Below are 25,342 nucleotides of genomic sequence, written 5' to 3' on the forward strand. Positions count from 1 at the left end.
AGGACGGCCCGACGCGGTTATCCCAGGACCATGACCGCGCCGATCATCGCCCCCTCCATCCTCGCCTCCGACTTCGCCAAGCTGGGCGAGGAAGTCGCCGCCATCGAGGCGGCCGGCGCCGACTGGGTGCATGTCGACGTGATGGACGGCCACTTCGTGCCCAACATCACCCTGGGCCCGGACATCGTCAAAGCCATCCGGCCGCACGCCAAGATCCCGTTCGACGTGCACCTGATGATCAGCCCGGCCGACCCGTACCTGGAGGCCTTCCGCGCCGCCGGGGCCGACCTGATCAGCATCCACCCCGAAGCCGGCCCGCACCTGCACCGCTCGCTGAAGCGCATCCGCGAGCTGGGGGCCAAGGCCGGCGTGGTGTTCAACCCGTCGACCGGCCTCGACCACGTCGAGTGGATCCTCGAGGACGTCGACCTGCTGCTGGTGATGTCGGTCAATCCCGGCTTCGGCGGCCAGAGCTTCATCCCCGGCCAGCTGCGCAAGGTCGAGGCCCTGCGCAAGATGGTCGACAAGGCCGGCCTCGACATCATCATCGAGGTCGATGGCGGCGTGACCCCGACGACCGCCCCGCAATGCGTCGCGGCCGGGGCCACGGCCCTCGTCGCCGGCTCGGCCGTGTTCAAGGGCGGCCCTAGCGCCTACGCCGACAACATCCGCGCGCTGAAGGGCGGCTGACCCCACACGATGGCCGTCAAGCGTTCCGCCAGCGGCTCCCGATCCACCGCCTCATCAGGCGGCGGCCTCCTATGGAAAGCCGTCGGCGCCGAGCTTGCCGGCCATGTCGCCCGCGAGTGGTACGGCTCGGGCCCGCACCGCCTGACCCTGGCCTTCCCGCGCCCCGAGGGCCTCTCCGCCCGCCCGCACGACCCGCGCCCGGCCAACCCTGAGCACGGCAAGAAGATCCTCACCGGCGTCCTGACCCTGGACGGCGGGACCCTGCGGATGAGCGCGGACGGCGACCCGTTCGACACCGCCAGCCCCTCGCGCCGCTACGCCATCAGCCTGCATCGCTTCGACTGGCTGCCGGACCTGGCCGCCGCCGGCTCGGACGGCGCCCGCCGGTCCTTGCGCCTGCTCGACGACTGGCGCCGGGTGTTCGGCAAGTGGAACGCCTTCTCCTGGGGCCCTGAGTGCCTGGAGCGGCGGGTCTTCCACCTGGCCTGCGCCGCCAAGACCCTGGCCGCCGAGGGCAGCGACGCCGAGATCGCCGACCTGTGCCTGGACCTGGCCCGCCAGGCCCGCCACCTGATCGAGATCGGCAAGAGCCCCGAGCGGGCCCTGGAGCGCGCCGCCGTCGCCGCCCTGGCCGGCTGCGTCCTGGCCGGCAAGCCCGGCGAGCGGCTGATCGACAAGGGCCTGAAAGCCCTGCTCCGCCACCTGGACAAGATGGTCCTCCCGGACGGCGGCCACGCCACCCGCAGCCCCGAGGCCGGCGTCGAGCTGCTGTTCGACCTGCTGACCCTGGACGACGCCCTGGGCCAGCGCGGCCGACCCAGCCCCGAGGCCCTCTCCCGCGCCATCGACCGCCTCTCCACGGCCACCCGGTTCTTCACCCTGGGCGACGGCCATCTGGCGGCCTTCCACGGCGGCGAGGCCATCGCCCCGCAGCGCATCGCCGCCGCCCTGGCCCACGACGACAGCGGCCCGCGCCCGCTGAACGCCGCGCCGCACAGCGGCTATCACAAGATGATCGGTGGCAGCATCGAGGTCATCGCCGATTGTGGTCCTCCTGCCGCCGGCTCCCTCTCGGTCGCAGCCTGCGCCCAGCCGGCCGCCGTCGAGATCGTCTGCGCCAAGGATCGCCTGATCACCAGCTGCGGCTGGAGCCCCGAGGCCACCGGGGCCAACGCCTTCCGCCTCTCGGACGCGGCCTCCACCGTCTCGGTCGGCGACGGCTCGGCCGGCCGGCCGCTCTCGGGCTTCAAGGCCCGCGCGCTCGGCCCCTGGTTGGTCGACGGCGCGCAGGCGGTCGACGCCAAGCGCCACGACGACGTCGGCGGCGTCTGGCTGGACATCGTCCACGACGGCTGGCGCCACGCCGGCCTGCAACACGCCCGCCGCCTGTTCCTCGACGCCGTCAATGACGAGCTGCGCGGCGAGGACAGCCTCACCCCCTTCAGCGCCGCCGCCGATCCCAACGGCCCGCGCCGCTACCTGCCCTTCGCGGTGCGCTTCCACCTCCACCCCGAGGCCCGCGCCTCGATCGCCCGCGACGGCAAGAGCGTCCTCATCAGAGGCCCCAGCAATATCGGCTGGTGGCTGCGCAACGACGCCGTCGACGTCGAGATCGCCCCCACCGCCCACTTCGACCACGGCCTGGCCCGCAAGGCCGGCCAGATCGTGCTGAAGAGCCAGGTGCGCCCGGAGGTCGGCGCCAAGATCCGCTGGAAACTGACCCGGGCGGAGGGCTAGGGCCGATGGGCTTCTCCCGCAGACTGCCGCAGGACCCCGGCCGCACGCATCATGCCCCGGAGTATACGGACGACGAGGTGTCGGAGGTGGTGGCCGCGCTGACGGCGGACGCGCCGGAGGTCCTGGCGGTGCTGGAACGCGAGGCGGGGACGCCGGGGAGCGTCGTGTCGGCGGACTATGACGACGCCTACGACCGGATGCTGACGTACCTGTTCGAGCACGGGTACGTGCACACGCATATCGAGATGGCGATGGTGTTTAAGGCGGTGCGGGAGCGGGTTGGACTCGCATAGCGGGTAGAATCGATCCACCGTTTCGCCACCGGTCATCAACCGAATACTCACAGGTTGCTAACAGCAGCTTGTGCTCGGCGGGATTTCGAACGCTATCCCTGGTGTCTGCGACTCACTAGTATCGTCGTTATCGCGTTAATCACACACAAGGAGACCAAGGAACGAAACGGGCACGGATCTCAGTCCAATGGACTGATAGGAGAGGAATGCGCGGGCCAAGTTGTCTAGGCCGGGACCGACATCACCCCTCTCCTCAACACCGCGAGCGACGTTGTGCGATCTCCGTACCGCGCATCCCTGCGTGGGAGCAAGGTCGGGTGTCCACAGCGTCAGGAATCTTCCTGTTCAACATCTGTGGACAACTCAAATGACCCTCAAACCGGGTTCAAATAGCGGCCGCAACGGCGGCATTTTCCAAGAACAAGGCCCGCGCGGCGGTGCCCGACCGAACTTCACGACGGTGCCGGACAACACCCGGCTGCCTCCGACGAGTTCGCCAGGCTCGACGTGGAAGCCGACCCACCGCACTCCCGACAGCAAGCGCTAAGGGAGGCAGTTATGGTCTACGTCCCGCAACGCCCCATGATCCCCGAACGCCGGCCGGTAACGCCTCCCTTTAGGCCGTCAACGCCGGTGCGTCCGTCGATCCCGACTACGCGTCCGCGATAGGCAGAGGACTGGCGCGGCCTTCGCCGCGCCAGTTTTCACCAACTCCCAAAGTTATCATGCAGGAATGAAATTCCATGCCGAACTACATCGTCACTTATGACATTTCGACCGGACACAAAGCCTTTCTGACAGCCGCTGAAAAGGAAGGCCTCCTGTATGTCTGGAAGGGGGCAACTTACGTAAACCGATTGCCCAACACGACGCTCTGGGGAGTATTCTCATCCGCAAGCGTTGCCGACGGTGCTTTCGATCGCGCTCTTTCAAAGGCAGCGGCTTCAATCGGAGCGGCCATCGTGCTTGAAAAGCGCTTCACGGCAGCGACCAGCAATGAGCTCGTTGCAAGTAATAAACGGAAAATACCTGAGAGCCGCTGGACCGGGACGACTGAGTTCGAAACAAGTCGCCTGCATCAACTAAATGATCCGTTCTTTAGTTGAACTAAGGCACCGCCCATGGCTGGAGCCTGCCTTACATCTCTTGGAGGCTGCGGCGTGCTGGGCTGGAGGGGTTGGTCAAGGACCGCCCTCCGGGCGGCCGCGCAGCGGCGATGCGGAGCGTCGTCCTTGAGGAAGCCCTCCAGGCCGGCGATCGTGGAGCCGGGGATGTGAGGGGGGGCGCTGGTGCGGGGCGAGAGGCGGTTCTCACTGAGCGGGGTCGCGCACTCCAAACCCCTCTCTCATGGAGAGAGGGAGGGGCCCGCGCCGTAGGCGTGGGAGGGTGAGTGGGTAGGCGAAGCCCGTGGACGATCTTGGCGCTGTTGGGGAGTCACTGCCGGCACGCCGGCTGAGGGTGTAACCACTCACCCTCCCAAGCTCCGCTTGGGCCCCTCCCTCTCTCTAAGAGAGAGGGGATTGGGAGTGCTGTATCCTCGGCGTTCGCAACGTCGAACACAGCGAAATCAATCGCTTGTCGATTTTACGCAGCCCTGAATGATCCGCGTTGAATCCCGCCGCACAATCATTGCCATCCCCGTCGCGGGGGAGGGCGTTTGGATCCGGCCCAAAACGGCGGCGGGGGTAGGTTGAGCGGGGCCGTGTTCGGTTCCCGGATGTCCGAAGGTCGCCGCATCCTCCGGGATTGGCGGGCGATCGGGTGGCCCGGGGTTCAAATCAAGCGCGGAGCGACAGGGCGGTGATCGTATAAGCCGCCTATCGTGGATCGTCGGGGTCGAGACGGATGTAGCCGATCGACTTGGTCCGCGCCCGTCCGGGGGCTAGTGGGGACCCGAGCTGAAATACGCTCACGCCTCCCATCCTCACGGGCAAGAACAACCTGGCGGAGCGGTCGTCCGAGCCGAAACACACAAACCATCACGGTCTCCGGGTTCGCCCGGCCGCTCCGTCGCCTCCCCAACACCTTCAGCGGTCGATGCCGCGTGAAGCGGCGACCGCATGTCCAAAGATCCTCCCCCCGTGGGGGAGGCGGCCGAAGGCCGGAGGGGGAAGAGCGGGCGATCCGGTCACTTCCCCCTCCGTCGGCTGCGCCGACACCTCCCCCACAGGGGGAGGATCCATTGACTCCCCCGCCCGCCCCCGTATTTTCCGCCGCGTTCGCGTGACTGGCGTTGAAGGTGGGAAACCACCGGGGAGCTCGAACCTCATATGCCGCGCGCCTGGGCTCCCTTCTGACAACCACAGACCTGGAGTCCGCCGTGCCCGCAGCGCCCGATTATCCGTCCGCCCCCGATCTCGTCGCCCCCAAGCGCGCCCTGCTGTCGGTCTCCGACAAGACCGGCCTGGTCGAAGCCGCCCAGGTGCTGCACGCCGCCGGCGTCGAGCTGGTCTCGACCGGCGGCACCAAGGCCGCGATCGCCGCGGCCGGGATCCCCGTGAAGGACGTCTCGGACCTGACGGGCTTCCCCGAGATGATGGACGGCCGGGTGAAGACCCTGCACCCGGTGGTGCACGGCGGCCTGCTGGGCGTCCGCGACGCCCCCGAGCATGCACAGGCCATGGCCGACCACGGCATCGGCGGCATCGATATCCTGTACGTGAACCTCTATCCGTTCGAGGCGACCGTCGCGAAGGGCGGCAGCTATGCCGAGTGCGTCGAGAACATCGACATCGGCGGCCCGGCCATGATCCGCTCGGCGGCCAAGAACCACGGCTATGTCGCCGTCTGCACCGACCCGGCGGACGTCGCCGAAGTGCTGGAGGCCCTGAAGGCCGGCGGGACGACGCTGGCCCTGCGCCAGACCCTGGCGGCCCGCGCCTATGCCCGCACGGCGGCCTATGACGCGGCGATCTCGGCCTGGTTCGCCCAGGCTCTGGGCCAGGACTTCCCGGCCCGCAAGTCGATCGCCGGCGAGCTGCGCCAGACCATGCGCTACGGCGAGAACCCGCACCAGAAGGCGGCCTTCTACACCTTCCCGAACCCGCGCACCGGGGTGGCCACGGCGACCCAGCTGCAGGGCAAGGAACTCAGCTACAACAACATCAACGACACCGACGCGGCCTTCGAGCTGATCGCCGAGTTCGATCCCGCCCAGGGCCCGGCCGTGGCGATCATCAAGCACGCCAACCCTTGCGGCGTGGCGATCGGCGGCAGCCAGCGCGAGGCCTATGAGCGGGCGCTGGCCTGCGACCCGACCTCGGCCTTCGGCGGCATCGTGGCGGTGAACTCGCGCCTGACCAAGGACGCTGCCTTGCAGATGGTCGAGATCTTCACCGAGGTGGTCATCGCCCCCGAGGCCGACGACGACGCCATCGCCGTGTTCGCGGCCAAGAAGAACCTGCGCCTGCTGGTGACCGGCGGCCTGCCCGACCCGCTGTCGACCGGCGACACCTTCAAGAGCGTGGCCGGCGGCTTCCTGGTCCAGTCGCGCGACGACGCCCGGATCAAGGCCAGCGACCTGAAGATCGTCACCCAGCGCCAGCCGACCGAAGACGAGATCCGCGACATGCTGTTCGCCTTCACCGTCGGCAAGCACGTCAAGTCCAACGCCATCGTCTATGCCCGCGCCGGCCAGACCCTGGGCGTCGGGGCCGGCCAGATGAACCGCAAGGACTCGGCTCGCATCGCGGCGCTGCGGGCGGCCGATTTCGGGCTCGACCTGAAGGGCTGCGCCTGCGCCTCGGAAGCCTTCTTCCCGTTCGCCGACGGCCTGATCCAGGCGGCGGAAGCGGGCGCGACGGCGATCATCCAGCCGGGCGGCTCGATGCGCGATCCGGAAGTGATCGAGGCGGCCGACAAGCTTGGCCTCACAATGGCCTTCACCGGTGTGCGAGTGTTCCGGCACTAAGCACGCTAAGAGGTCGTCGATGGACAGCGCCGCCTGGGGCGAGAAGGTCGCCAAGCACTCCCGGGTGTTCAAGCCCGCGGGTCCGGGACCGTTCCCGGTGGCGCTGATCCTGCACGGCTGCGGCGGCAAGACGCCGTTCCTCGAGGAATACGCCCGAACGGCTGTGCAGCAAGGATGGGCGGCCGTGGTGGTCGACAGCCTTAAACCCCGCGGCATGTCCAGCCTGGACGCCAAGCTGTTCGTCTGCACCGGCGTGGCGCTACGCGGCCTGACCCGGGCGGCCGACGTCTTCGCCATGCTGGCCTGGCTGGAGACGCAAGCCTGGGCCGATGCCAACCACGTCTTCCTGGCCGGCTGGAGCCATGGCGGCTGGACGATCATGGACAGCTACGCGATCGGTGAGAACGCCGCGCGGGCCACCAAGCTGGCCGACGCCGATCCGGCCCGGCTGCGGCGGTCGGTGAAGGGCGCGCTGCTCGTTTATCCGTATGCGGGCTATCCCTCCCTGACCTCGCGACGCGGCTGGGGCGAGGGCGCGCCGCCGGTCTGGTCGGTGCTGGCCGGCAAGGACGCCGTGGTCGGCTGGAAGCTGCCCGGCAAGGCGTTGGACCGGCTGGCGGGCGACGGCCTGGCCGTGGATCGCGTCATGTTCGACGACGCCACCCACGCCTTCGACGACGACAAGGCCAACGACCCCCGGGCCCGCTACCGGCCCGATCTTTTCGCGGAGGTGCGCAGCTACTTCACCACGGCGCTGACGGCCTGCGGCTGAGCGCGGCGGAGTTGGGTCGGGCCGCGATAGAGGCGGCGCCAGACCCACTCCAGCGGGCCGATCGCGAACCGCTCCATCCACCAGCGCGACCACAGGATCTGGACGATCCAGACGGCGATCGCGAGGACGGCGAAGATGGGACGGTCGACCTTCCCATGCAGGCCGGGGCCGCGTCCGCCGTAGAAGATCGCGGTCATGATCAGCGACTGGGCCAGATAGTTGCTGAACGCCATCTGCCCGACCGGGGCCAGGGCCTTTGGGATCGCCGACCAGGCCTTGGACCGACTCGCGAAGACCATCAGGCCGACATAGGCCAGGGTGATCAGCGGCGCGGTCCCCCACTGGACGGCCATGGCGATCAGCGCCAACGGCCGGGGCAGGCCCAGCAGCACCTGGGCGACGAACAGACCGCCGATGACGACAGAGGCGGTCAGGCCGACGGCGATCAGGGCCTTGTAGACGCGATCGGAAGCCTGGCCGGTCAGGATCCCGACCTTGAAACAGCCCAGGCCGATCATCATCAGGGCCGAGGTCATGACGAAGATGAACGGCTCGCCCGGCAGGAATTCGAGGCGATCCCGGGCGTTCTGGACCAGCGACTGCGCGAAGGTCCCGCCGTACTGGACCTCGGCCATCCTGGCCTGGGCCGCGTCCTTGGCGGCCTCCAGGGCCAGCTGGGCCGGATCGTTCTGGAAGACGATGGCGCCGACGACGCCGGCGATCATCAGCACCGAGAACGTCGTCCAGATGAACACCCCGACCCGGATCAGCCGGGCCGGCGGCCAGGAGCGGACCCGCATCACCGCGAAGCCGGCCAGGGCGTAGCTCAGCAGCACGTCGCCAAACCAGATGGCGAAGCCGTGCAGCAGGCCGAAGACGAGCATCCAGGCCAGGCGCTTCTTCAGCGTCGCGGTGCGCTCGACGTCGGTCCGCTCGCCGCCGACCAGGAAGATCGAGACGCCGAACAGCATGGCGAACAGGGTCACGAACTTGCGCTGGAACAGCCACTGGGTGACGACCCAGACGCTCAGGGTCGCCGCGCCCGTCCCATGCGGCCAGTGCGCCGCCGACTCCGACAGCGGCGGGGCCACGGCGAAGTCAGGCAGATTGCACAGCAGGATGCCCAGGACGCCCAGGCCCCGCAGCGAGTCCAGCAGGACGATCCGCTCCTTGCTCACGGGGCGCGTCTCGGGGCGGAAGCCAGCACCAGAGCGCCCAGCGCCATGAAGGCGGCCGAGACCACGACGGCGATCCGCTGGTCGCCGGCCAGCCGCGTGCCGACGGCGATGACCAGCGGGGCCAGGAAGGCCGTGGCCTTGCCCGACAGCGCATAGAGCCCGAACCACCGCCCGGTCTCGCCGGCCGGCGCCAGCTCGGCCATCCACGCTCTCAAGGACGACTGGGCCGTGCCGAAGGTCAGGCCGACAAAGGTCGAGAAGAAGAGGAAGGTCCGCTCCGGCACGCTGGCGAACAGCGCCCCGGCCTTGGCGGGGGCGACCTGGATCAGGAAGAAGATCGTATCCTTGCCGACCATGCCCACCCCGGCGGCGCCGAACAGCACCACGCCGGTGGCGATCAGCACGGTGGCCTTCGAGCCGAGCTTCTGGTCGACCCGCCCCCCGATGAACGTGCCGATCCCGGCGGCCACCGACAGCAGGATCGCATAGAGCCCCAACTGCGTCGTCGTCCAGCCGAACAGGCCCGCCGCCAGCACGCCGCCAAAGGCGATGAAACTGGAAATGCCGTCGCCCAGCAGCATCCGGCCGATCAGGAACCTCAGCATGTGCGGCCGGCCGGGCAGGCTGCGGATCGTCGCCCACAGCTCGGCCAGCGGCTTCTCGCCAGCGCCCTCGGAGGGCTTGGGCGCGACCAGCATCAGCGGCCAGGCGAAGGCCAGGAACCACACGGCCACCAGTGGGCCGACGATGCGGTCCGGCTCGTGCAGCGCCTTCGACAGGCCCAGCATCGGGACCTTGGGCAGCGAGAAACAGAAGAGGACGATGAACAGGGTGATCAGCGCCCCGACATAGGCCAACGCCCAGGCGCTGCCGGACAGCCGTCCGATCTGGCCCGGCTTGGCCACCACCGGCAGCAGGGCGTTCATCACCGTCACGCCCAGTTCGGCCACGATGCTGGCTACGACCAGGCAGCCGAGGATCAGCGGGATACGCGACGTCTCGCCCGGAGCCGCCCACCACAGGCCGGCGCTTGCGATCACGAACGGCACGGCCAAGAGGACCAGCCAAGTGCGCGGATTGCGCCGGGCGTCCAGCGTCGCGCCCAGCAACGGACTCAGCACGGCGATGGCCAGGCCCGAGAAGACCCCGGCATAGCCCAGCAGGCTCTGCCCCCGCACCGGGTCGCCGACAAAGCCGGCGGCGAAATAGGGCGTGAAGATGAAGGTCGCGATCAGCGCCCAATAGGGCTGCTGGGCCCACTCGTAGAGCGTCCAGGCAACTCGCCGGCGATCGCCCTGATCCATGCTCTACGCTCCCTCGCCCACCCTTCCCTCGTAAGGGAGGGATGGGCGAGGGGCTAGTGCTTAAGCGGCGGTCGACAGTTCCCGCAGCGCCGCGTTGGCGATGGTCAGCTTGGCGAAGGTCCAGCCGCCGCCGGCCTGTTCGATGTCCTCGATCGTGCGCTTGACCGCCTTGGGGCGATCGCCACGCAGGGCGGCCCAGGAAGCGATCGCCGACTTGGCGGCGGCCTCGTCCTCGCCGGCCTGGGCGTTGGCGGCGAACTTCAGCACCGACTGGGTGATCGAGGTCTGCTCGGTCAGCATGTCCTCGATCAGGCGGCGGACCGCCAGGCGCTCGAAGGCGTCGCCGCCGACGAACGAGCCGGCCGCGCCGCGCAGGCGGTCGAAGCCGAAGGCGGCGCCGACCTGATGGTACAGGCGGGCGACGTTCTCGACGCTCCAGCTGGACGCATTGGCCAGGTCGACGAGGTCGGCGGCCGTGGTCAGCGGCTGCAGGGCCGCGACGGCCTGGGCCAGGGCTTCGGGCGCGCCGTCGGCGACATAGGCCTTCACCCGCTTGGCGACGGTCTTCTGCTCGTACGGCGACAGGATGGCCGGGGCCATGCCGGTCAGGGTCTTCACCGCCGGGCCATAAGCCTCGACCAGTTGCTGGACGGTGGCCTTGTCGCGCACCGCGCGGCGGGCCAGCCAGAAGCTGAGGCTACGCAGGGCATAGGCCAGGGCCTTGTACAGAGCCGTCTGGCCGTCGGCCGAGGCCTTGTTGTCCAGGGCGTTGACCTGGTCCCACAGGCCGTCGATGCCGAGGATCTCACGGGCGGCCGTGAAACCCACGACCACCGCGCCGACGTCGGCGACGGCGGCGGCCTTCAGGCGGCTGACGAAGGTCGGGCCGCACATGTTGACCATCTGGTTGCCGACCACCGTGGCGATGATCTCGCGCTTCAGGCGGTGCTTCTGCATGGCGTCGGCGTACTTGCCGAGCGCCTTGGGGAAGTAGCCGCGCAGGGTGGCCTCGAACCACGGGTCATCGGGCGCCTGGCTGGCGACGATGTCGTCGAAGAGGTCCAGCTTGCCATAGGCCAGCAGTACGGCCAGCTCCGGCCGGGTCAGGCCCTTGTTGGCGGCCTTGCGTTCCAGCAGCGTCGTATTGGTCGGCAGGCCCTCGACCTTGCGGTCCAGGCGGCCGCGCTGTTCCAGATCGACCATGTAGCGGATCTGGGCGTCGACTTCCGAGACCGCGTCGCTTTCCAGAAGCGTCAGGGCCAGGGTCTGGTCGTAATTGTGCTCCAGCACGTGATGGCCGACATCGTCGGTCATCGAGGCCAGCAGCGTGTTGCGGCTCTCGCGGGTCAGCTCGCCGCCACGCTCCAGGATCCCGGTCAGGATCTTGATATTGACCTCGTGGTCGGAGCTGTCGACGCCGGCCGAGTTGTCGATGGCGTCGGTGTTCATGTGGCCGCCGGCCTGGGCGAACTCGATGCGGCCCGCTTGCGTCAGACCCAGGTTGGCCCCCTCGCCCACGACCTTGACCCGCAGGTCCGAGCCATTGATGCGGATGGCGTCATTGGCCTTGTCGCCGGCGTCGGCGTTGCTCTCGCCCTTGGCCTTCACATAGGTGCCGATGCCGCCGAGATAGAGCAGCTCGGCCTTGGACTTCAGGATCGCGGTCATCAGCTCGGCCGGCGAGACGGCCTCGGCCTTGATCTCGAACAGCTCGCGGACTTCCTTCGACAGCGGGATGCTCTTCAGGCTGCGAGCGAAGACGCCGCCGCCGGCCGAGATCTTCGACTTATCGTAGTCCTCCCACGACGAGCGCGGCAGCTTGAACATGCGGTCGCGCTCTTCCCACGACGACGCCGGATCCGGGTTCGGGTCGAGGAAGATGTGGCGGTGATCGAAGGCGGCCAGCAGCTTGGTCTGCTTGGACAGCAGCATGCCGTTGCCGAACACGTCGCCCGACATGTCGCCCACGCCGACCACGGTGAAGGGCTGGGTCTGGATGTCCTTGCCCAGCTCGCGGAAGTGGCGCTTGACCGCTTCCCAGGCGCCGCGGGCGGTAATGCCCATGACCTTGTGATCGTAGCCGACGCTGCCACCCGAGGCGAAGGCGTCGCCCAGCCAGAAGCCGTAGCTCTCGGCCACGCCGTTGGCGATGTCGGAGAAGGTCGCCGTGCCCTTGTCGGCGGCGACGACCAGGTACGGGTCCTGGCCGTCATGCGCCACGACCGAGGCCGGCGGCACCACCTGGTTGTCGGCGTCGATATTGTCGGTCAGGTCCAGCAGGCCCGACAGGAAGGTCTTGTAGGCGCGGATCGCCTCGGCCTGGATCGCGTCGCGATCGCCGCCGCGCGGCAGGCACTTCGGATAGAAGCCGCCCTTCGAGCCGACCGGCACGATGACCGCGTTCTTGACCTGCTGGGCCTTCACTAGGCCCAGCACCTCGGTGCGGAAGTCGTCGCGGCGATCCGACCAGCGCAGGCCGCCCCGGGCGACCGGGCCGAAGCGCAGGTGCACGCCCTCGACGTGCGGGGCCGAGACATAGATCTCGCGATAGGGCTTGGGGGCCGGCAGGTCTTCCAGTTCGCGCGAAGCGATCTTGAAGCTGATGTAGGGCTTGGGCGCCCCATCGGCGGCCGGCTGGTAGAAGTTGGTGCGCTGGATCGCGCCGACCAGGGCGGCCAGGCGGCGCAGCACGCGGTCGGCGTCCAGGCTTTCGACGGCCTGCAGGGCCTCGGTGATCTTGCCCTCGACGGCCTTGGCCTGCTCCTTGCGGATGGCGAGGTCGGCGCGGACGGCCGGGTCGAACTTGGTCTGGAAGAGATCCAGGATCAGGCGGGCGACGCCAGGATGATCCGACAGGGCCTGCTCCTGCACGCCCTGGCTGGGGTCCAGGCCCGACTGCTGACGATAGCGGGCCAGAGCGCGGATCAGGGCGGCCTCGCGCCAGCCGATGCCCAGTTCCAGCACCAGGCGGTTGAAGCCGTCGCTCTCGGCGCGGCCCGTCCAGATGGCGACGAAGGCGGCCTCGAAGGCCTGCTTGATGTCGCCGAACACCAGGTGCTCGCCGGCCTCGTCGCGCAGGACGAACTCGTGGACCCACACCGGCTTGCCGTCCGGCGAGACCTTGAAGCCGTCCTCGATCAGGGCTTTGAGGCCCATATGCTCCAGGATCGGCAGCACGTCGGCCAGCGGGGCGGCGGCGCCCGGGCGATAGAGCTTGAAGCGGAAGGTCACCGCGCTGTCGCCGGCGCGGCGGAAGGCGCGCACCCGGACCGCTTCATCCTCGGCCAGGTCGTCGATGACCTGGATGTCGGCCAGGGCCTCGTCCGCGTCGTACTGGTCGCGATAGCCGGGCGGGAAGGCGCCGGCATAGCGGGCCAGCAGCTGAGCGACACGGCCGGTCGAGCCTTCGCGGACGATCGCCTCGAAGCGGTCGTCCCAGGTGCGGGCGGTCTCGGCGATGGCGGCCTCGACGGCAGCCATGTCGGGCTCGGCGTGATCGCCCGGCGTCACGCCCAGGATGTAGTGGACGCGGGCCAGCGGGGCGTCCGAGAAGCTCGGATAATAGGCCGACACCCGGCCTCGGAACGCGTCGGCCAGGATCTGGCCGGCCCGGGCGCGGACGCCGGAGTCGTAGCGGTCGCGCGGCACGAACATCAGCACCGAGATGAAGCGGTCGAACGGGTCGCGACGGGCGAACAGCTTGACGCGCGGACGGTCATAGAGGTGCAGCACGCCCATGGCCGTGGCCAAGAGCTGGGCCTCGTCGGTCTGGAACAGCTCGTCGCGCGGCCAGGTCTCGAGGATGTTGCGCAGGCGCTTGCCGTTGTGGCTGTCCGGATCCTTGCCGGCGCTGGTCAGCACGTGGGCGACCTTGCGACGGACCAGCGGAACCTCGTGCGCCGGGGTCTCGTAGGCCTCGGCGGTGAACAGGCCCACGAAGCGGACCTCGCCCGAGGCCTTGCCGTCGGCGCCGTAACGCCGCACGCCGATATAGTCCATGTAGCCGCGACGGTGGACGCGCGAACGCAGGTTCGACTTGGCCACCACGATCGGGTCGCCGATGTCGATATGGCTGCGGACCTGGGCCGACAGGATGGCCGGCTCGCTGCCCCGGCGCAGCACGGTGCGGTCCTGGTCGCGCAGCACGCCCAGGCTGCCTTCCGGCTGGTACAGCGGCTCCTCGGCCGCATAGCCGCCATCGGCGGTGCGGGGATATTCGTAGACGCGGGCGCCCAGGAACACGAAGTGGTCGCTCTCCAGCCAGTCGAGGAAGTCGAGATCCTCGGACTTCTCCTCGACCGAGACTGGGGTGGTCGCCCCCTTCAGTTCGGCGATCGTGCGGCGCATCAGGGCGCGCATGGCCTCGAAGTCCTGCACGGCCACCTGGACGTCGGACAGCGCTTCGCGGACGCCTTCCAGCAGGGCCGCCTCGCGGTCCTCGCCGACGGGGGCCAGCCAGATCTGGATCATCGAGCGGCGGACGCCGCCACAGTCGGCCACCGGGTGGAACATGGCGCGGACGGAGAAGCCGGCCTCGGTCACTTCGCCCATGATGCTGTCGACCAGGAACGGCCGGTCGGCCTGGACGATCTCGAGCAGGTCGGAGGGGGTTTCGCCGGCCTCGGTGCGGCGCAGGCGGATGGCCGGTTCGGAAACGTCCTTGGCGCTTTCGCCGAAGCGCCAGAAGTCGGCCAGGGCGCCGGCCACGTCGGCGACGTCCAGACCGGGCAGCTCCTCGGCCGACCAGTCGTCCTGGGCCTGTGTGGCGAAGCCGCGCGCGGCGGGCGACAGGGCCTCGGCCGACACGCCCAGGGCCTGGGCGAAGGCGGTCACCAGCGGACCGATCGGGGCCTCAGCGGACTTGAGGTCGTTTTTTTCACCGATCATAGGATTTCCTCGCGAATTTTTGGTCGGAACCTAGCCCTTTTGGGCGTTACTTCAACCGCTAGAGGGCAAATTGGAAAGAATTCGTGTTCGCCGCCGCGCTCAGCCGGAAACGGAAACGCCGCCGGCTGGGGGGAGCCGGCGGCGCGGGCCCGCACGGGGTGTTGCGGGCGTTATCCGCTTCAGTCCGGGCGGCCATGCCAGCCGGGACCTGCGGGGTGTCCGGGTGGGGGGCGCCGGACAAGGCATAGATAGGAACCCCTCCACCCATGTTAAGGGGCGCGCTCATTTCTTTCGCGCGGCCTGACGCGTCGGCTTGCGCGCCGTCTGCCGCGCCGGCGAGGAATCCGGCGCCGGGCCATGGCCGCCCTTGCCCAAACCCTGCGGGTCGCCGTCCTCGGACAGCAGGATGGCGATCCAGCGCGAGCCCTCGAACTGGGCCAGGATCACCATGGCCGCCACGGTCAGCGGCGTGGACAGGAACATGCCCGGCACGCCCCACAACGCGCCCCAGACCGCCAGCGACAGCAGGATCACCGTCGGGTCCATGTTCAGGCTGTCGCCCTGCATGCGCGGATAGATGACGTTGCCGACCACGAAGAAGATGCCCTGCAGGGCCGCGAACAGGATGATCGCCGGCCACAGGCTGTCGGGGAACTGCACCAGGGCGAACAGCGGCGGCAGGAAGCAGCCGACCGCGCCGCCGATAATCGGCAGATAGGCGGCCAGGAAGATCAGGAACGCCCAGAAGAAGGCGTTGTCCAACCGCACTAGCATCATCACCACCCAGGCGGCGACCGCGATCATCAGGCCGGTGACCGTCTGGATCCACAGGTACTGCTCCACCCCGTCGCGGATGCGCTGGAACATGCTCATGTTCTGGTCGCGCTCCGCATGGTGCGGGAAGAGTGCGACGATCTTTCGGCCGAAACCCTTCCGCGAGGCCAGGATGAAGCCGAGATAGATCAGCACCAGCACCGCGCTGGTGGCGAAGCTGTTGAACGACTGGGCCACGTCGCCGAAGTAGCGCTGCGGGTTCAGCTGCTTGACCACGTCGCCGATGGTCGGGGCGACCTTCAGCTCTAGGCCTGGGGCCCAGTGCGACACCACCGGCGCGAACTTGGCGATGATGGCGTTGAGGCTGGCGACATATTCCGACGAGTGGTCGAAGAACGCCTTGCCGTTGTCGACCACGATCCAAATCGACACCCCGAACAGCAGCAACGACAGCACCACCGCCGTCGGCAGGGCCAGCTTCTTCGGATAGCTGGGCGCGCGCAGGGTCAGCACCCGGGCGAAGCTGTCGATCATCACCGCCAGGAACAGGGCCAGGGCCAGCGGCGTCAGGATGTCCTGCATCCATTTCAGCGTCGCCCCGCCGGCGATGACGGCCAGGAAGACCACCGCATTGCGCGTCGTGACCGGCGGCGGAGCGCGGGGCGGGTCGGTGGCCGTCATTTGTAAAATATCTCCAGAGGCGAGCCCGACATTGCCCGTCCCGATTGGCGGCGCGCAAGGCCCCGGCTAGGGTTCTGGCCAATGTTATGAGGAGTCGGGCCCATGTCCCTGTCGATCGGCGAAAACGAGATCCTGGTTGGCCTGGGCGAAGGGCCGGTGACGCAGAGGCTCGATCGCTCCAACAGGCACGGGGTCGTGGCCGGCGCGACGGGCACCGGCAAGACCGTGACCCTGCAGGTCCTGGCCCAGGCCTTCTCCGACGCCGGCGTGCCGGTGTTCGCCGCCGACGTGAAGGGCGACCTCTCGGGCGTGGCCATGCCCGGGACCCCGAACGAGAAGATGCAGGCCCGCGCCGACTCCATGGGCCTGATGCTGACCCCGGCCGCGCCGCCGGTGATGTTCTGGGACCTGTTCGGCCAGAAGGGCCACCCAATCCGCACGACCATCTCCGAGATGGGCCCGCTGCTGCTGTCGCGCCTGCTCGAGCTGAACGACACCCAGGAAGGCGTGCTGAACATCGCCTTCCACGTCGCCGACCAGGACGGCCTGCTGCTGCTGGACCTCAAGGACCTGCAGGCTGCCCTCAAGTACGTCGCCGACCACGCCGACGAGATCGGCACGCAGTACGGCAACGTCTCGGCCGCCACGGTGGGCGCGATCCAGCGCAAGCTGCTGACGCTACAGACCCAGGGCGCCGACCACTTCTTCGGCGAGCCGGCCCTGGACCTCACCGACATCATGCGCACCGACGCGGCAGGGCGCGGCTATGTCAGCCTGCTGGCCGCTGATCGCCTGATCCAGTCGCCCAAGCTCTATTCGACCTTCCTGCTGTGGCTGCTGTCGGAGCTGTTCGAGGTGCTGCCCGAGGTCGGCGATCCGGAGCAGCCCAAGCTCGTCTTCTTCTTCGACGAAGCCCACCTGCTGTTCAACGATGCGCCCAAGCCCCTGCTGGAAAAGATCGAGCAGGTCGTGCGCCTGATCCGCTCCAAGGGCGTGGGCATCTATTTCGTCACCCAGAACCCGGCCGACATCCCTGACGCGGTGCTGGGCCAGCTGGGCGCCCGCGTGCAGCACGCCCTGCGCGCCTACACCCCCGCCGACCAGAAGGGGCTGAAGGCCGCCGCCCAGTCGTTCCGCGTCAATCCCAGCTTCGACACCGCCGAGACCATCCAGGCCCTGGGCGTCGGCGAAGCCCTGGTCTCGACCCTCGACGAGAAGGGCGCGCCCAAGGTCGTCCAGAAGACCCTGATCCGTCCGCCGGCCTCGCGTCTGGGCCCGCTGACGCCGGCCGAACGCACCTCGCTGCAAGGCCAAAGCCCCGTGGCGGGGGTCTATGACACCACGGTCGACCGCGACTCCGCCTACGAGATCCTGCAGGGCCGCGCCAAGAAGGCCCAGGCCGACGCCGACGAGGCCCGCGAACAGGCCGAGGACGACAAGCGCGAGGCCGCCGAGGCCAAGGTCCGCGAACGCGAGGAAGCCCAGCGCGCCCGCGAAAGCCGTCCCCGCGCCTCCAGTCGCCAGACCATGACCGAGGCCTTCGCCACCACCCTGGTGCGCACCGTCGCCTCGACGGCCGGTCGCGAGCTGATGCGCGGCCTGCTGGGCGGGCTGCTCGGCGGGTCTACGACTCGCCGGCGGCGCTAGTCTTGCGCTTGCGAGGTTTCTTCTTCGGAGGGACCTCGCGGCCGGCCAGCAGGGTCGAGGCGATCTCGGCCAGCTGGTCGATCTGGAATGGCTTGCGCAGCACCGGCCAGGGCAGGTCGGCCGGCGCGGTGTCCATGTGGTCGCCGGCATAGCCCGTGGTCAGCAGCACGGCCATGTCCGGGCGGTTCGCCGAGACCGAGCGCGCCAGGTCCACGCCGCTGACGCCGCCCGGCATGATCACGTCGGACATCAAGAGGTCGAAGGCCACGCCCTCCTCCAGCGCCTCAAGGGCCGAGGCTCCGTTCTCGGCGGTGGTCACCTCGCAGCCCAGGTCGCGCAGCAGGCCGTCGGCCATCTCGCGCACGGCCGCGTCGTCCTCGACCAGCAGCACCCGCACGCCCTTCAGCCGATCGCGCGCCGGTGGCTGGACCGGCGCCGCATCGGGCGTCACGGCGTCGGTGGTGGCGGGCAGGTAGAGAGTCACGGTCGTGCCGCGGCCCGGGGCGCTGTCGATCGCCACCCCACCGCCGCACTGGCGCAGGAAGCCGTAGACCTGGGCCAGACCCAGCCCCGTGCCCTTGCCGACCTCCTTGGTCGTGAAGAACGGCTCGAACACCCGGGCCAGCACCTCCGACGGCATGCCCGTCCCGGTGTCGCTGACCGCCACCCGGACATACTCGCCTGGCGCGGTGTCGGCGACCTCGCCCTCGGCCAGGGTCGCCGGCGCGACGGCGATGCTGATCTCGCCGCCGAAGGCCGTGGCGTCGGCGGCGTTGACCACCAGGTTCAGCAGCGCCGCCTCGAACTGGGCCGCGTCGACCCGCGAACTGCAGGTAACCTCATCGCGGCGTAGCGTCAGGGTCACGCCCTCGCCGACGGCCCGTCGCAGCAGCGGCTCGGTCTGGGCCAGCAGGGCGCCAACCTCGACCACCTCCAGCTTCAGCTCCTGGTTCCGCGAGAAGGCCAGCAGCTGCCGGGTCAGACGCTCGCCGCGCTGGCCGGCCGCCAGGGCCGCCTCGGCCAGGCGGGTGACACGCGGGGTGTCCTCGGGCCGGCGCAGGATCATGTCCAGGCCGCCGACGATCACCGTCAGCAGGTTGTTGAAGTCGTGGGCCACGCCACCGGTCAGCCGGCCGACCGTCTCCAGCCGCTGGGCCTGGGCCAGCGCCGCCTGGGCGCGGGCGGTCTCGGCCATGCTGGCTTCCAGGGCCGAAGTGCGCTCGGCGACCCGGTCTTCCAGGTCCTTGCGCGCCTCGACCGTCTCGGTGAAGTCGAAGCAGCTGCCGATATAGCCGTGATAGGCGCCGGACTCGTCGAAGCGCGGCGCGCCGACGCTGTTGATCCAGCGCCAGGCCCCGTCGGCGCGGCGCAGGCGGAAAGCGACATTGAACGGCTCGCGCCGGTTGGCCGCCGCGTTGGCGATCTCGAACCCGGCCTGACGGTCCTCGGGATGCAGGCCCTCCAGCCAGCCCGCGCCCAGTTCCGCTTCCAGGGTGCGCCCGCGAAAGTCCAGCCAGGCCTGGTTGAACCAGTCGGCCTCACCCTGGACGGAAGTCGCCCAGATCAGCACCGGCGCGGTGTTGGCGACACCCCGGAACAGCTCCTCGCTGCTGCGCAGGGCCGCCGCCGCCCGGCGCTCCTGGGTCACGTCCCGGAAGGTCACGGCCAGATCGTCGACCAGCCGCACGCCACTGGAGCGAATCCAGCGCTCCTCGCCGTCGATGACCCGTCGTACGTCGAGATCGTCGGGCCCGCCGCTCTCCAGCAGCCGCAGCATGCGCTCGACCATCTCGCGGCCGGTCTCGTCGCGAAAGACGTCCAGCACCCGTCGCCCCAGCAAGGTCGAGACGCCCTTGGGGCCCATGGTCTCGGCCATGGGGTTGGCGTAGGTCCAGCGGAAGTCGACCACCCGGCCGTGCTCGCGCACCGGCTCTAGGATCACGAAGGCGTCCAACGAAACTTCCTGCGCCGAGCGGAAGCGCGCCTCGGCGGCCAGACCCGAGCGCACGGCGCGGCGCAAGGCTTCGACCAGCACGACGATCGCCCCGCCACACAGCAGGAACATGATCAGCTGCGCGGCCTCGCGCGAATGCAGGAGCCAGGTCCCGTCCGGCGCCATCCAGAACCGCCAGGCGGTCAGGGCGCAGATCGCCAGGGCAAGAAGACCTGGCCAAAGGCCGCCGACCATGGCGGCGACCATCACCGCGACGAAGAAGGTCGGGAAATAGATCGGGATGCCGAACACGAGAACGGCGGCGAAGCGGGCGGCGACGGCGACGCCCACCGCCAGCAGCGCGAAGCCGTAGCGCAGCTCGCGCCGGTCAGCCGCGGTCACGAACTTGATGGCCGTCCGTCCCAGCACGCGCGATCAAGTCCTCAGCCGCGATATCCGCCGGACAAGGAATACGAGGTTCCGGACGCCGTGCAATGCATTCGACGCCCGGTTGATCGACTTAGGCCGATCGCTTGCTCTTGTCGGCCGGAGCAACCTCGACGGTCAGGGGCGAGGGCAGGGCGCCGGCGATGGTCCAGGCCGTCAGGGTGTCGATCGGAGCCGGGCGGCCGATGGCGTAGCCTTGCAGCTCGGTGCAGTTCTCGCCGCGCAGGAAGATGATCTGCTCCTCGGTCTCGACGCCCTCGGCCACCACGGGGATCTCCAGGCTGCGGCCCAGGCCCAGAACGGCGCGCACGATGACGGTGGCGCGGTCGTGACGGTGGATGTTCTCGACGAAGCTCTTGTCGATCTTGATCTTGTCGAACGGGAATGACTGCAGGGTCGACAGCGACGAGAAGCCGGTGCCGAAGTCGTCCATGGCGATCCGCACGCCCAGGGCTTTCAGGCGGCGCAGGTTGTCCAGCGCGCGCTGATAGTCCTTGAAGAGGGCGCTCTCGGTGATCTCCAGCTCCAGGCGCGAAGGCGACAGGCCGGTGGTGATCAGCACCTCGTGCACCAGGCTCGGCAGGGCCGGGTTGTGCAGCTGGATCGGCGAAAGGTTGACCGCGATGCGCAGCGGCTTCTCCCACGAGGCGGCGTCCTGGCAGGCGCGGCGCAGGACCCAGTCTCCCAGCGGACCGATCAGGCCGTTTTCCTCGGCAACCGGGATGAATTCCAGCGGCGGGATCATGCCGCGCGTCGGGTGCTGCCAGCGGACCAGGGCCTCGAAGCCGCAGACCTCGCCGTCGGTGGCGCGGGCCAGAGGCTGGTAGTGGACCACCAGTTCCTCGTCGATGATGCCCTGGCGCAGGTCGCGGGCCAGGTTGCGGCGCTCGCGGATGCTGTCGTCCATCTCGCGTTTGAAGAAGCGATAGACGCCCCGGCCGCTTTCCTTGGCGCGGTACAGCGCCATGTCGGCATTGGCCATCAGCGACTCGGTCGTGCGGCCGTCATCGGGGAACAGGCTGACGCCCAGGCTCGACCCGAGCGCCAGTTCCTGGCCGTCATAGATCACCGGCGCGGACAGCAGCTCGATCAGGCGGCCCGACAGCTCGGCGGCCGCGGTCGGCTGATCGCCGCCGGCCACCTGGACGATGATGAACTCGTCGCCGCCCAGACGCGCGGCGAAGGACGGGGCCTGGACCGCCGACTGCAGGCGGCGGGCGGTCTCGACCAGGATGGCGTCGCCGGCCAGGTGGCCGTGCTGGTCGTTGGCTTCCTTGAAGTGATCGAGGTCGATGCAGATGACCGACAGGCTCTCGCCCGAGGCCTCGACGCGATCCAGGGCCGCGCCCAGGCGGGCTTGCAGCGAATTGCGGTTCGGCAGGCCGGTCAGGCCGTCATGTTCGGCGAGGTAGCGGATCTTCTCCTCGGCCGCGCGACGTTCGCGCAGGTCGCGGACGGCCAGCACGGTCAGGCCCGAGGTCTCGATGCGAGCGCCGTCGTCCATCAGGCGCGAGAACACCTCGACCGGAATCTCGCGGCCACCGGCGATCGGCTGGATCTTGCCTTCGCGGCGCACGCCCTCGCGGGTCGGACCGGCTTCGTCGAAGGTCAGGATCGAACCGACCAGCGAGCGGCCGACCAGTTCGGGGAGTTCGGCGCCGACCAGCTCGCAGAAGGCGGCGTTGGCGTCGTTGATCTTGCCCGACTGGACCACGACCAGGCCTTCATAGGCGGCGTTGGCCAGACGGCGGATGCGCTCGAGGGCCGAGCGCGAGGTCTGGGATTCGATGGCGACGGCGCCGAGGCCGCCCAGGATGATCATGGCCGTGATCGAACCGACGGCCAGGGTCAGGATGCCGCCCGACAGCAGCTGGTCCGGCACGACGACCGAGGCGTCGGGGACGATGGTGATGGCCGACATGCCGGTGAAGTGCAGGGCCACGATGCCCAGGCACAGCAGGCCGCCGCCGATCAGTTGGTTCTTGACGGTGCGGGCCTGGCCGGCCAGCACCAGGGCGGCGGTCGCGCCGCAGACGCCCAGGATCGCCGACATGCCGACGGTGGCGTGCTCCCAGATCAGGTGACCTTGAGTCACGAAGGCCGACATGCCCGTATAGTGCATGGCCGCAACGCCCAGGCCGATCAGGACGCCGCCGGCGAAGTCGTTGGTGGTCGAACGCTGGGCCGAGGCCACGGCGAAGCCGCTGGCCATGAACAGGACCGCGATCATCAGCGACAACAGGGTGCCGGTCGGGCTGTAGCCGGTCTTCAGGCCCGGCGTGAAGGCGACCATGGCGATGAAGTGGGTGGCCCAGACGCTGGAGCCGGCGACCAGGCCGGTCAGCAGCAGCCAGGCGGCGCGCACGACGCCCCGGGCGCCGCGCATCCGCGAGTAAAGGCGGAACGTCGTGAAGCAGCCGGCGATGCAGACGAGGCCGGCGACAAGCACCAGGCGCAGGTCATGCTGTGTCGTCAGGCAGGTCAGAAACTTGAGCACGCACGTCCCCCAGGGATCATATCCCCCTAGAGCTACTGCGAGAGTTGCAAATAAAGCGTTTCACACGACTTTACCGCGACATATGGCCGGCGTGGCGTGGCGTCGCGGGTAGTATTCGCCCAACCGCACAACTTTGGTCAGCCCTTCGAATGCGCCCGATGCCACCGCCAGGCGTCGGCCAGGATGACGTCGAGACCCCGCGACGGGGTCCAGCCCAGCTGGGCGCGGGCCTTGGCGTTGTCGGCGACCAGGACCGGCGCGTCGCCCGCCCGGCGCGGGGCCATCTGGACCGGCAGGGGCTTGCCCGCCGCCCTCCCGACGCCATCGACCAGTTCGCGCACCGTCGTGCCGACGCCGCCCCCCAGGTTGTAGGATTCCGACGCGCCGCCGGCCAGCAGGCGCTTGAGCGCGGAAACGTGGGCGTCGGCCAGGTCCAGCACGTGGACATAGTCGCGCACCGCCGTGCCGTCGCGGGTGTCGTAGTCGTCGCCGAAGATCGTGAAGTGCGGCCGCTGGCCCATCGCCACCTGGATCGCCAGCGGGATGGCGTGGGTCTCGGGCTCGTGCCACTCGCCGATGCGGCCCTCGGGATCGGCCCCGGCGGCGTTGAAATAGCGCATCACCACGCTGCGGAAGCCGACATAGCGGTCGTAGTCGGCCAGGGCCTGCTCGACCATCAGCTTGCTGCGACCATAGGGATTGAGCGGCGCCTGCGGGTGATCCTCGGCCATCGGCAGGGTCACCGGATCGCCGAAGGTGGCGCAGGTCGAGGAGAACACCAGGGCCTCGACCCCGGCCCGCCGCGCGGCCTCGACCAGGGTGATCGCCCCGCCGACATTGTTGTCGAAGAAGACACCGGGGTCCTTGACCGACTCCCCGACCTCGATGCGGGCGGCGAAGTGCAGGACGGCCACCGGCTTGTGGGCCGCGAAGACCGCGTCCAGCCGCGCCGCGTCCCTGATGTCGCCGACTTCCAGCGGCCCCCACTGGACGTGCTCGCGGTGGCCGTTCGAGAGGTCGTCGAACACCACGGGCCGGAAGCCCGCCTGGGCCAGGGCCAGGCAGGCATGCGAGCCGACATAGCCGGCTCCGCCGGTCACTAGAACGATTTGCATCCGTGATCCCGCGCCAAGACTGTCCCTGCTAGCGGTGGGTCATCAAGATGTCACTACTCTGAGCGTTTTGCCCCTTGGTGTTCAGGCGGCTTGCCTCGGCGCCGTGATTGACGGATTAGGCGGAAGCGTCGCGCGCAGCGGCGCTCTTTTCGGACCAGGATGCTTCGATGCGCGTAGCGATGATTGGCACGGGTTATGTGGGCCTGGTGTCTGGGGCGTGTTTCGCCGACTTCGGCCACGTGGTGACGTGCATCGACAAGGACCCGCGCAAGATCGAGCGGCTGAAGCAGGGCGAGATCCCGATCTTCGAGCCGGGGCTGGACGACCTGGTCGCTCGCAACGTCCGTGAAGGCCGGCTGTCGTTCACCCTGGAAGGGGCCGAGGCGATCAAGAGCGCCGACGCGGTGTTCATCGCCGTGGGCACGCCGACCCGTCGCGGCGACGGCCATGCCGACCTTAGCTACGTCTACGCCGCCGCTGAGGAGATCGCCGGCCTGATCGACGGCTTCACCGTCGTGGTCACCAAGTCGACCGTGCCGGTCGGCACCGGCGACGAGGTCGAGGCGATCATCCGCAAGGTGCGCCCCGACGCCCAGTTCGCCGTGGTCTCCAACCCCGAGTTCCTGCGCGAAGGCGCGGCGATCGAGGACTTCAAGCGCCCCGACCGCGTGGTCGTGGGCACCGACGACGAGCGCGCCCAGGCGGTGATGCGCGAGCTCTATCGCCCGCTGAGCCTGAACGAGACCCCGATCGTCTTCACCGGTCGCCGCACCAGCGAGCTGATCAAGTACGCGGCCAACGCGTTCCTGGCGATGAAGATCACCTTCATCAACGAGATGGCCGACCTCTGCGAGAAGGTCGGGGCCGACGTCCAGCAGGTGGCCAAGGGCATCGGCCTGGACAAGCGGATCGGCGGCAAGTTCCTCAACGCCGGCCCGGGCTATGGCGGCTCGTGCTTCCCGAAGGACACCATCGCCCTGGTCAAGACCGCCCAGGACTACGGCGCGCCGGCGCGGCTGATCGAGACCACGGTCGAGGTCAATGACGCCCGCAAGAAGGCCATGGCCGGCAAGGTGGCCAAGGCCATCGGCGCCGACGACCTGACCGGCAAGACGATCGGCGTGCTGGGCCTGACCTTCAAGCCCAACACCGACGACATGCGCGACGCCCCCAGCCTGGACATCGTCCCGGCCCTGCAGGCCCTGGGCGCCAAGGTCCAGGCCTTCGATCCGGAAGGCGCCAAGGAAGCCGCGCACATGCTGCCGGGCGTCGACTTCAAGACCGGCGCCTACGAGACCGCCGAGGGCGTCGACGCCCTGGTGCTGATCACCGAGTGGGACCAGTTCCGGGCGCTCGACCTGGACCGCCTGAAGCTCCTGATGAAGGCCCCGGTCGTGGTCGACCTGCGCAACGTCTACAAACCCGCCGAGATGGTCCGCCACGGCTTCACCTACGCCTCCATCGGGCGGGGCTGACG

General features: G+C 69.1%; 15 protein-coding genes and 1 riboswitch. Of the genes, 8 read left to right on the forward strand and 7 right to left on the reverse strand.

All coding sequences use genetic code 11. The features are described 5' to 3' along the window. The first annotated feature begins 30 nt into the window (after positions 1 to 30). The 6 genes from rpe (at position 31) to AC07NI_RS13220 (ending at position 7,402) form a co-directional block, all read left to right on the forward strand. A complete protein-coding gene (gene rpe, locus AC07NI_RS13195) occupies positions 31 to 690 on the forward strand; it encodes a ribulose-phosphate 3-epimerase (RefSeq protein ID WP_494619660.1) in 660 nt (219 codons plus the stop codon). A gap of 9 nt (positions 691 to 699) precedes the next feature. Further along, positions 700 to 2,427, forward strand: a complete 1,728-nt coding sequence (locus tag AC07NI_RS13200; RefSeq protein WP_494619663.1) for a heparinase II/III family protein — start codon at positions 700 to 702, stop codon at positions 2,425 to 2,427. 5 nt (positions 2,428 to 2,432) lie between these two features. Continuing rightward, positions 2,433 to 2,720 carry a hypothetical protein gene (locus AC07NI_RS13205; protein ID WP_494619665.1) on the forward strand — a complete coding sequence of 96 codons (288 nt, stop codon included), beginning with the start codon at positions 2,433 to 2,435 and terminating at the stop codon, positions 2,718 to 2,720. A 743-nt stretch (positions 2,721 to 3,463) separates the two neighbouring features. Then, on the forward strand, positions 3,464 to 3,826 hold the full coding sequence (locus tag AC07NI_RS13210; RefSeq protein WP_494619667.1) for a hypothetical protein: 363 nt from the start codon (positions 3,464 to 3,466) through the stop codon (positions 3,824 to 3,826). A 1,107-nt stretch (positions 3,827 to 4,933) separates the two neighbouring features. Then, positions 4,934 to 5,014: riboswitch (ZMP/ZTP riboswitch) on the forward strand. Between the two features lie 26 nt (positions 5,015 to 5,040). Continuing rightward, positions 5,041 to 6,630, forward strand: a complete 1,590-nt coding sequence (purH, locus tag AC07NI_RS13215; RefSeq protein ID WP_494619669.1) for a bifunctional phosphoribosylaminoimidazolecarboxamide formyltransferase/IMP cyclohydrolase — start codon at positions 5,041 to 5,043, stop codon at positions 6,628 to 6,630. Between the two features lie 19 nt (positions 6,631 to 6,649). After that, a complete protein-coding gene (locus AC07NI_RS13220) occupies positions 6,650 to 7,402 on the forward strand; it encodes a dienelactone hydrolase family protein (protein ID WP_494619674.1) in 753 nt (250 codons plus the stop codon). Here the strand turns inward: AC07NI_RS13220 and AC07NI_RS13225 are convergent. The 4 genes from AC07NI_RS13225 to AC07NI_RS13240 all read right to left on the reverse strand — a co-directional run bounded on the left by AC07NI_RS13225 (position 7,369) and on the right by AC07NI_RS13240 (position 16,226). Then, the gene (locus AC07NI_RS13225; RefSeq protein ID WP_494619678.1) at positions 7,369 to 8,580 is read right to left on the reverse strand and encodes a DUF418 domain-containing protein; all 1,212 of its coding nucleotides are present in this window, start codon (positions 8,578 to 8,580) and stop codon (positions 7,369 to 7,371) included. The genes AC07NI_RS13220 and AC07NI_RS13225 overlap by 34 nt on opposite strands. Next, a complete protein-coding gene (locus AC07NI_RS13230; protein WP_494619683.1) occupies positions 8,577 to 9,884 on the reverse strand; it encodes an MFS transporter in 1,308 nt (435 codons plus the stop codon). Before AC07NI_RS13230 ends, AC07NI_RS13225 begins: the two co-directional genes overlap by 4 nt. Positions 9,885 to 9,944: 60 nt before the next feature. Then, positions 9,945 to 14,771 carry an NAD-glutamate dehydrogenase gene (locus AC07NI_RS13235; protein WP_494619687.1) on the reverse strand — a complete coding sequence of 1,609 codons (4,827 nt, stop codon included), beginning with the start codon at positions 14,769 to 14,771 and terminating at the stop codon, positions 9,945 to 9,947. Between the two features lie 282 nt (positions 14,772 to 15,053). Next, positions 15,054 to 16,226, reverse strand: coding sequence for an AI-2E family transporter (locus tag AC07NI_RS13240; RefSeq protein ID WP_494619689.1), 1,173 nt, complete (start codon positions 16,224 to 16,226; stop codon positions 15,054 to 15,056). Between the two features lie 102 nt (positions 16,227 to 16,328). Between AC07NI_RS13240 and AC07NI_RS13245 the strand changes: the two genes are divergently transcribed. Beyond that, complete coding sequence (locus AC07NI_RS13245; protein WP_494619691.1) at positions 16,329 to 17,873, forward strand: helicase HerA-like C-terminal domain-containing protein; 1,545 nt, start codon at positions 16,329 to 16,331, stop codon at positions 17,871 to 17,873. Here the strand turns inward: AC07NI_RS13245 and AC07NI_RS13250 are convergent. The 3 genes from AC07NI_RS13250 to galE all read right to left on the reverse strand — a co-directional run bounded on the left by AC07NI_RS13250 (position 17,851) and on the right by galE (position 23,865). Further along, the gene (locus tag AC07NI_RS13250; protein ID WP_494619694.1) at positions 17,851 to 20,235 is read right to left on the reverse strand and encodes an ATP-binding protein; all 2,385 of its coding nucleotides are present in this window, start codon (positions 20,233 to 20,235) and stop codon (positions 17,851 to 17,853) included. The two genes, AC07NI_RS13245 and AC07NI_RS13250, sit on opposite strands and share 23 nt — an antisense overlap. A gap of 91 nt (positions 20,236 to 20,326) precedes the next feature. Continuing rightward, entirely contained in the window at positions 20,327 to 22,750 is a 2,424-nt protein-coding gene (locus tag AC07NI_RS13255; protein WP_494619697.1) for a bifunctional diguanylate cyclase/phosphodiesterase, read from the reverse strand. Between the two features lie 137 nt (positions 22,751 to 22,887). Next, positions 22,888 to 23,865 (reverse strand): UDP-glucose 4-epimerase GalE, encoded by a 978-nt coding sequence (gene galE, locus AC07NI_RS13260; protein ID WP_494619701.1) that lies wholly within the window; start codon positions 23,863 to 23,865, stop codon positions 22,888 to 22,890. Between the two features lie 167 nt (positions 23,866 to 24,032). Between galE and AC07NI_RS13265 the strand changes: the two genes are divergently transcribed. Further along, a complete protein-coding gene (locus AC07NI_RS13265) occupies positions 24,033 to 25,340 on the forward strand; it encodes a UDP-glucose dehydrogenase family protein (RefSeq protein WP_494619703.1) in 1,308 nt (435 codons plus the stop codon). Positions 25,341 to 25,342: the final 2 nt, after the last annotated feature.

The sequence above is a fragment of the Caulobacter sp. GW821-FHT10E02 genome (assembly GCF_059415225.1).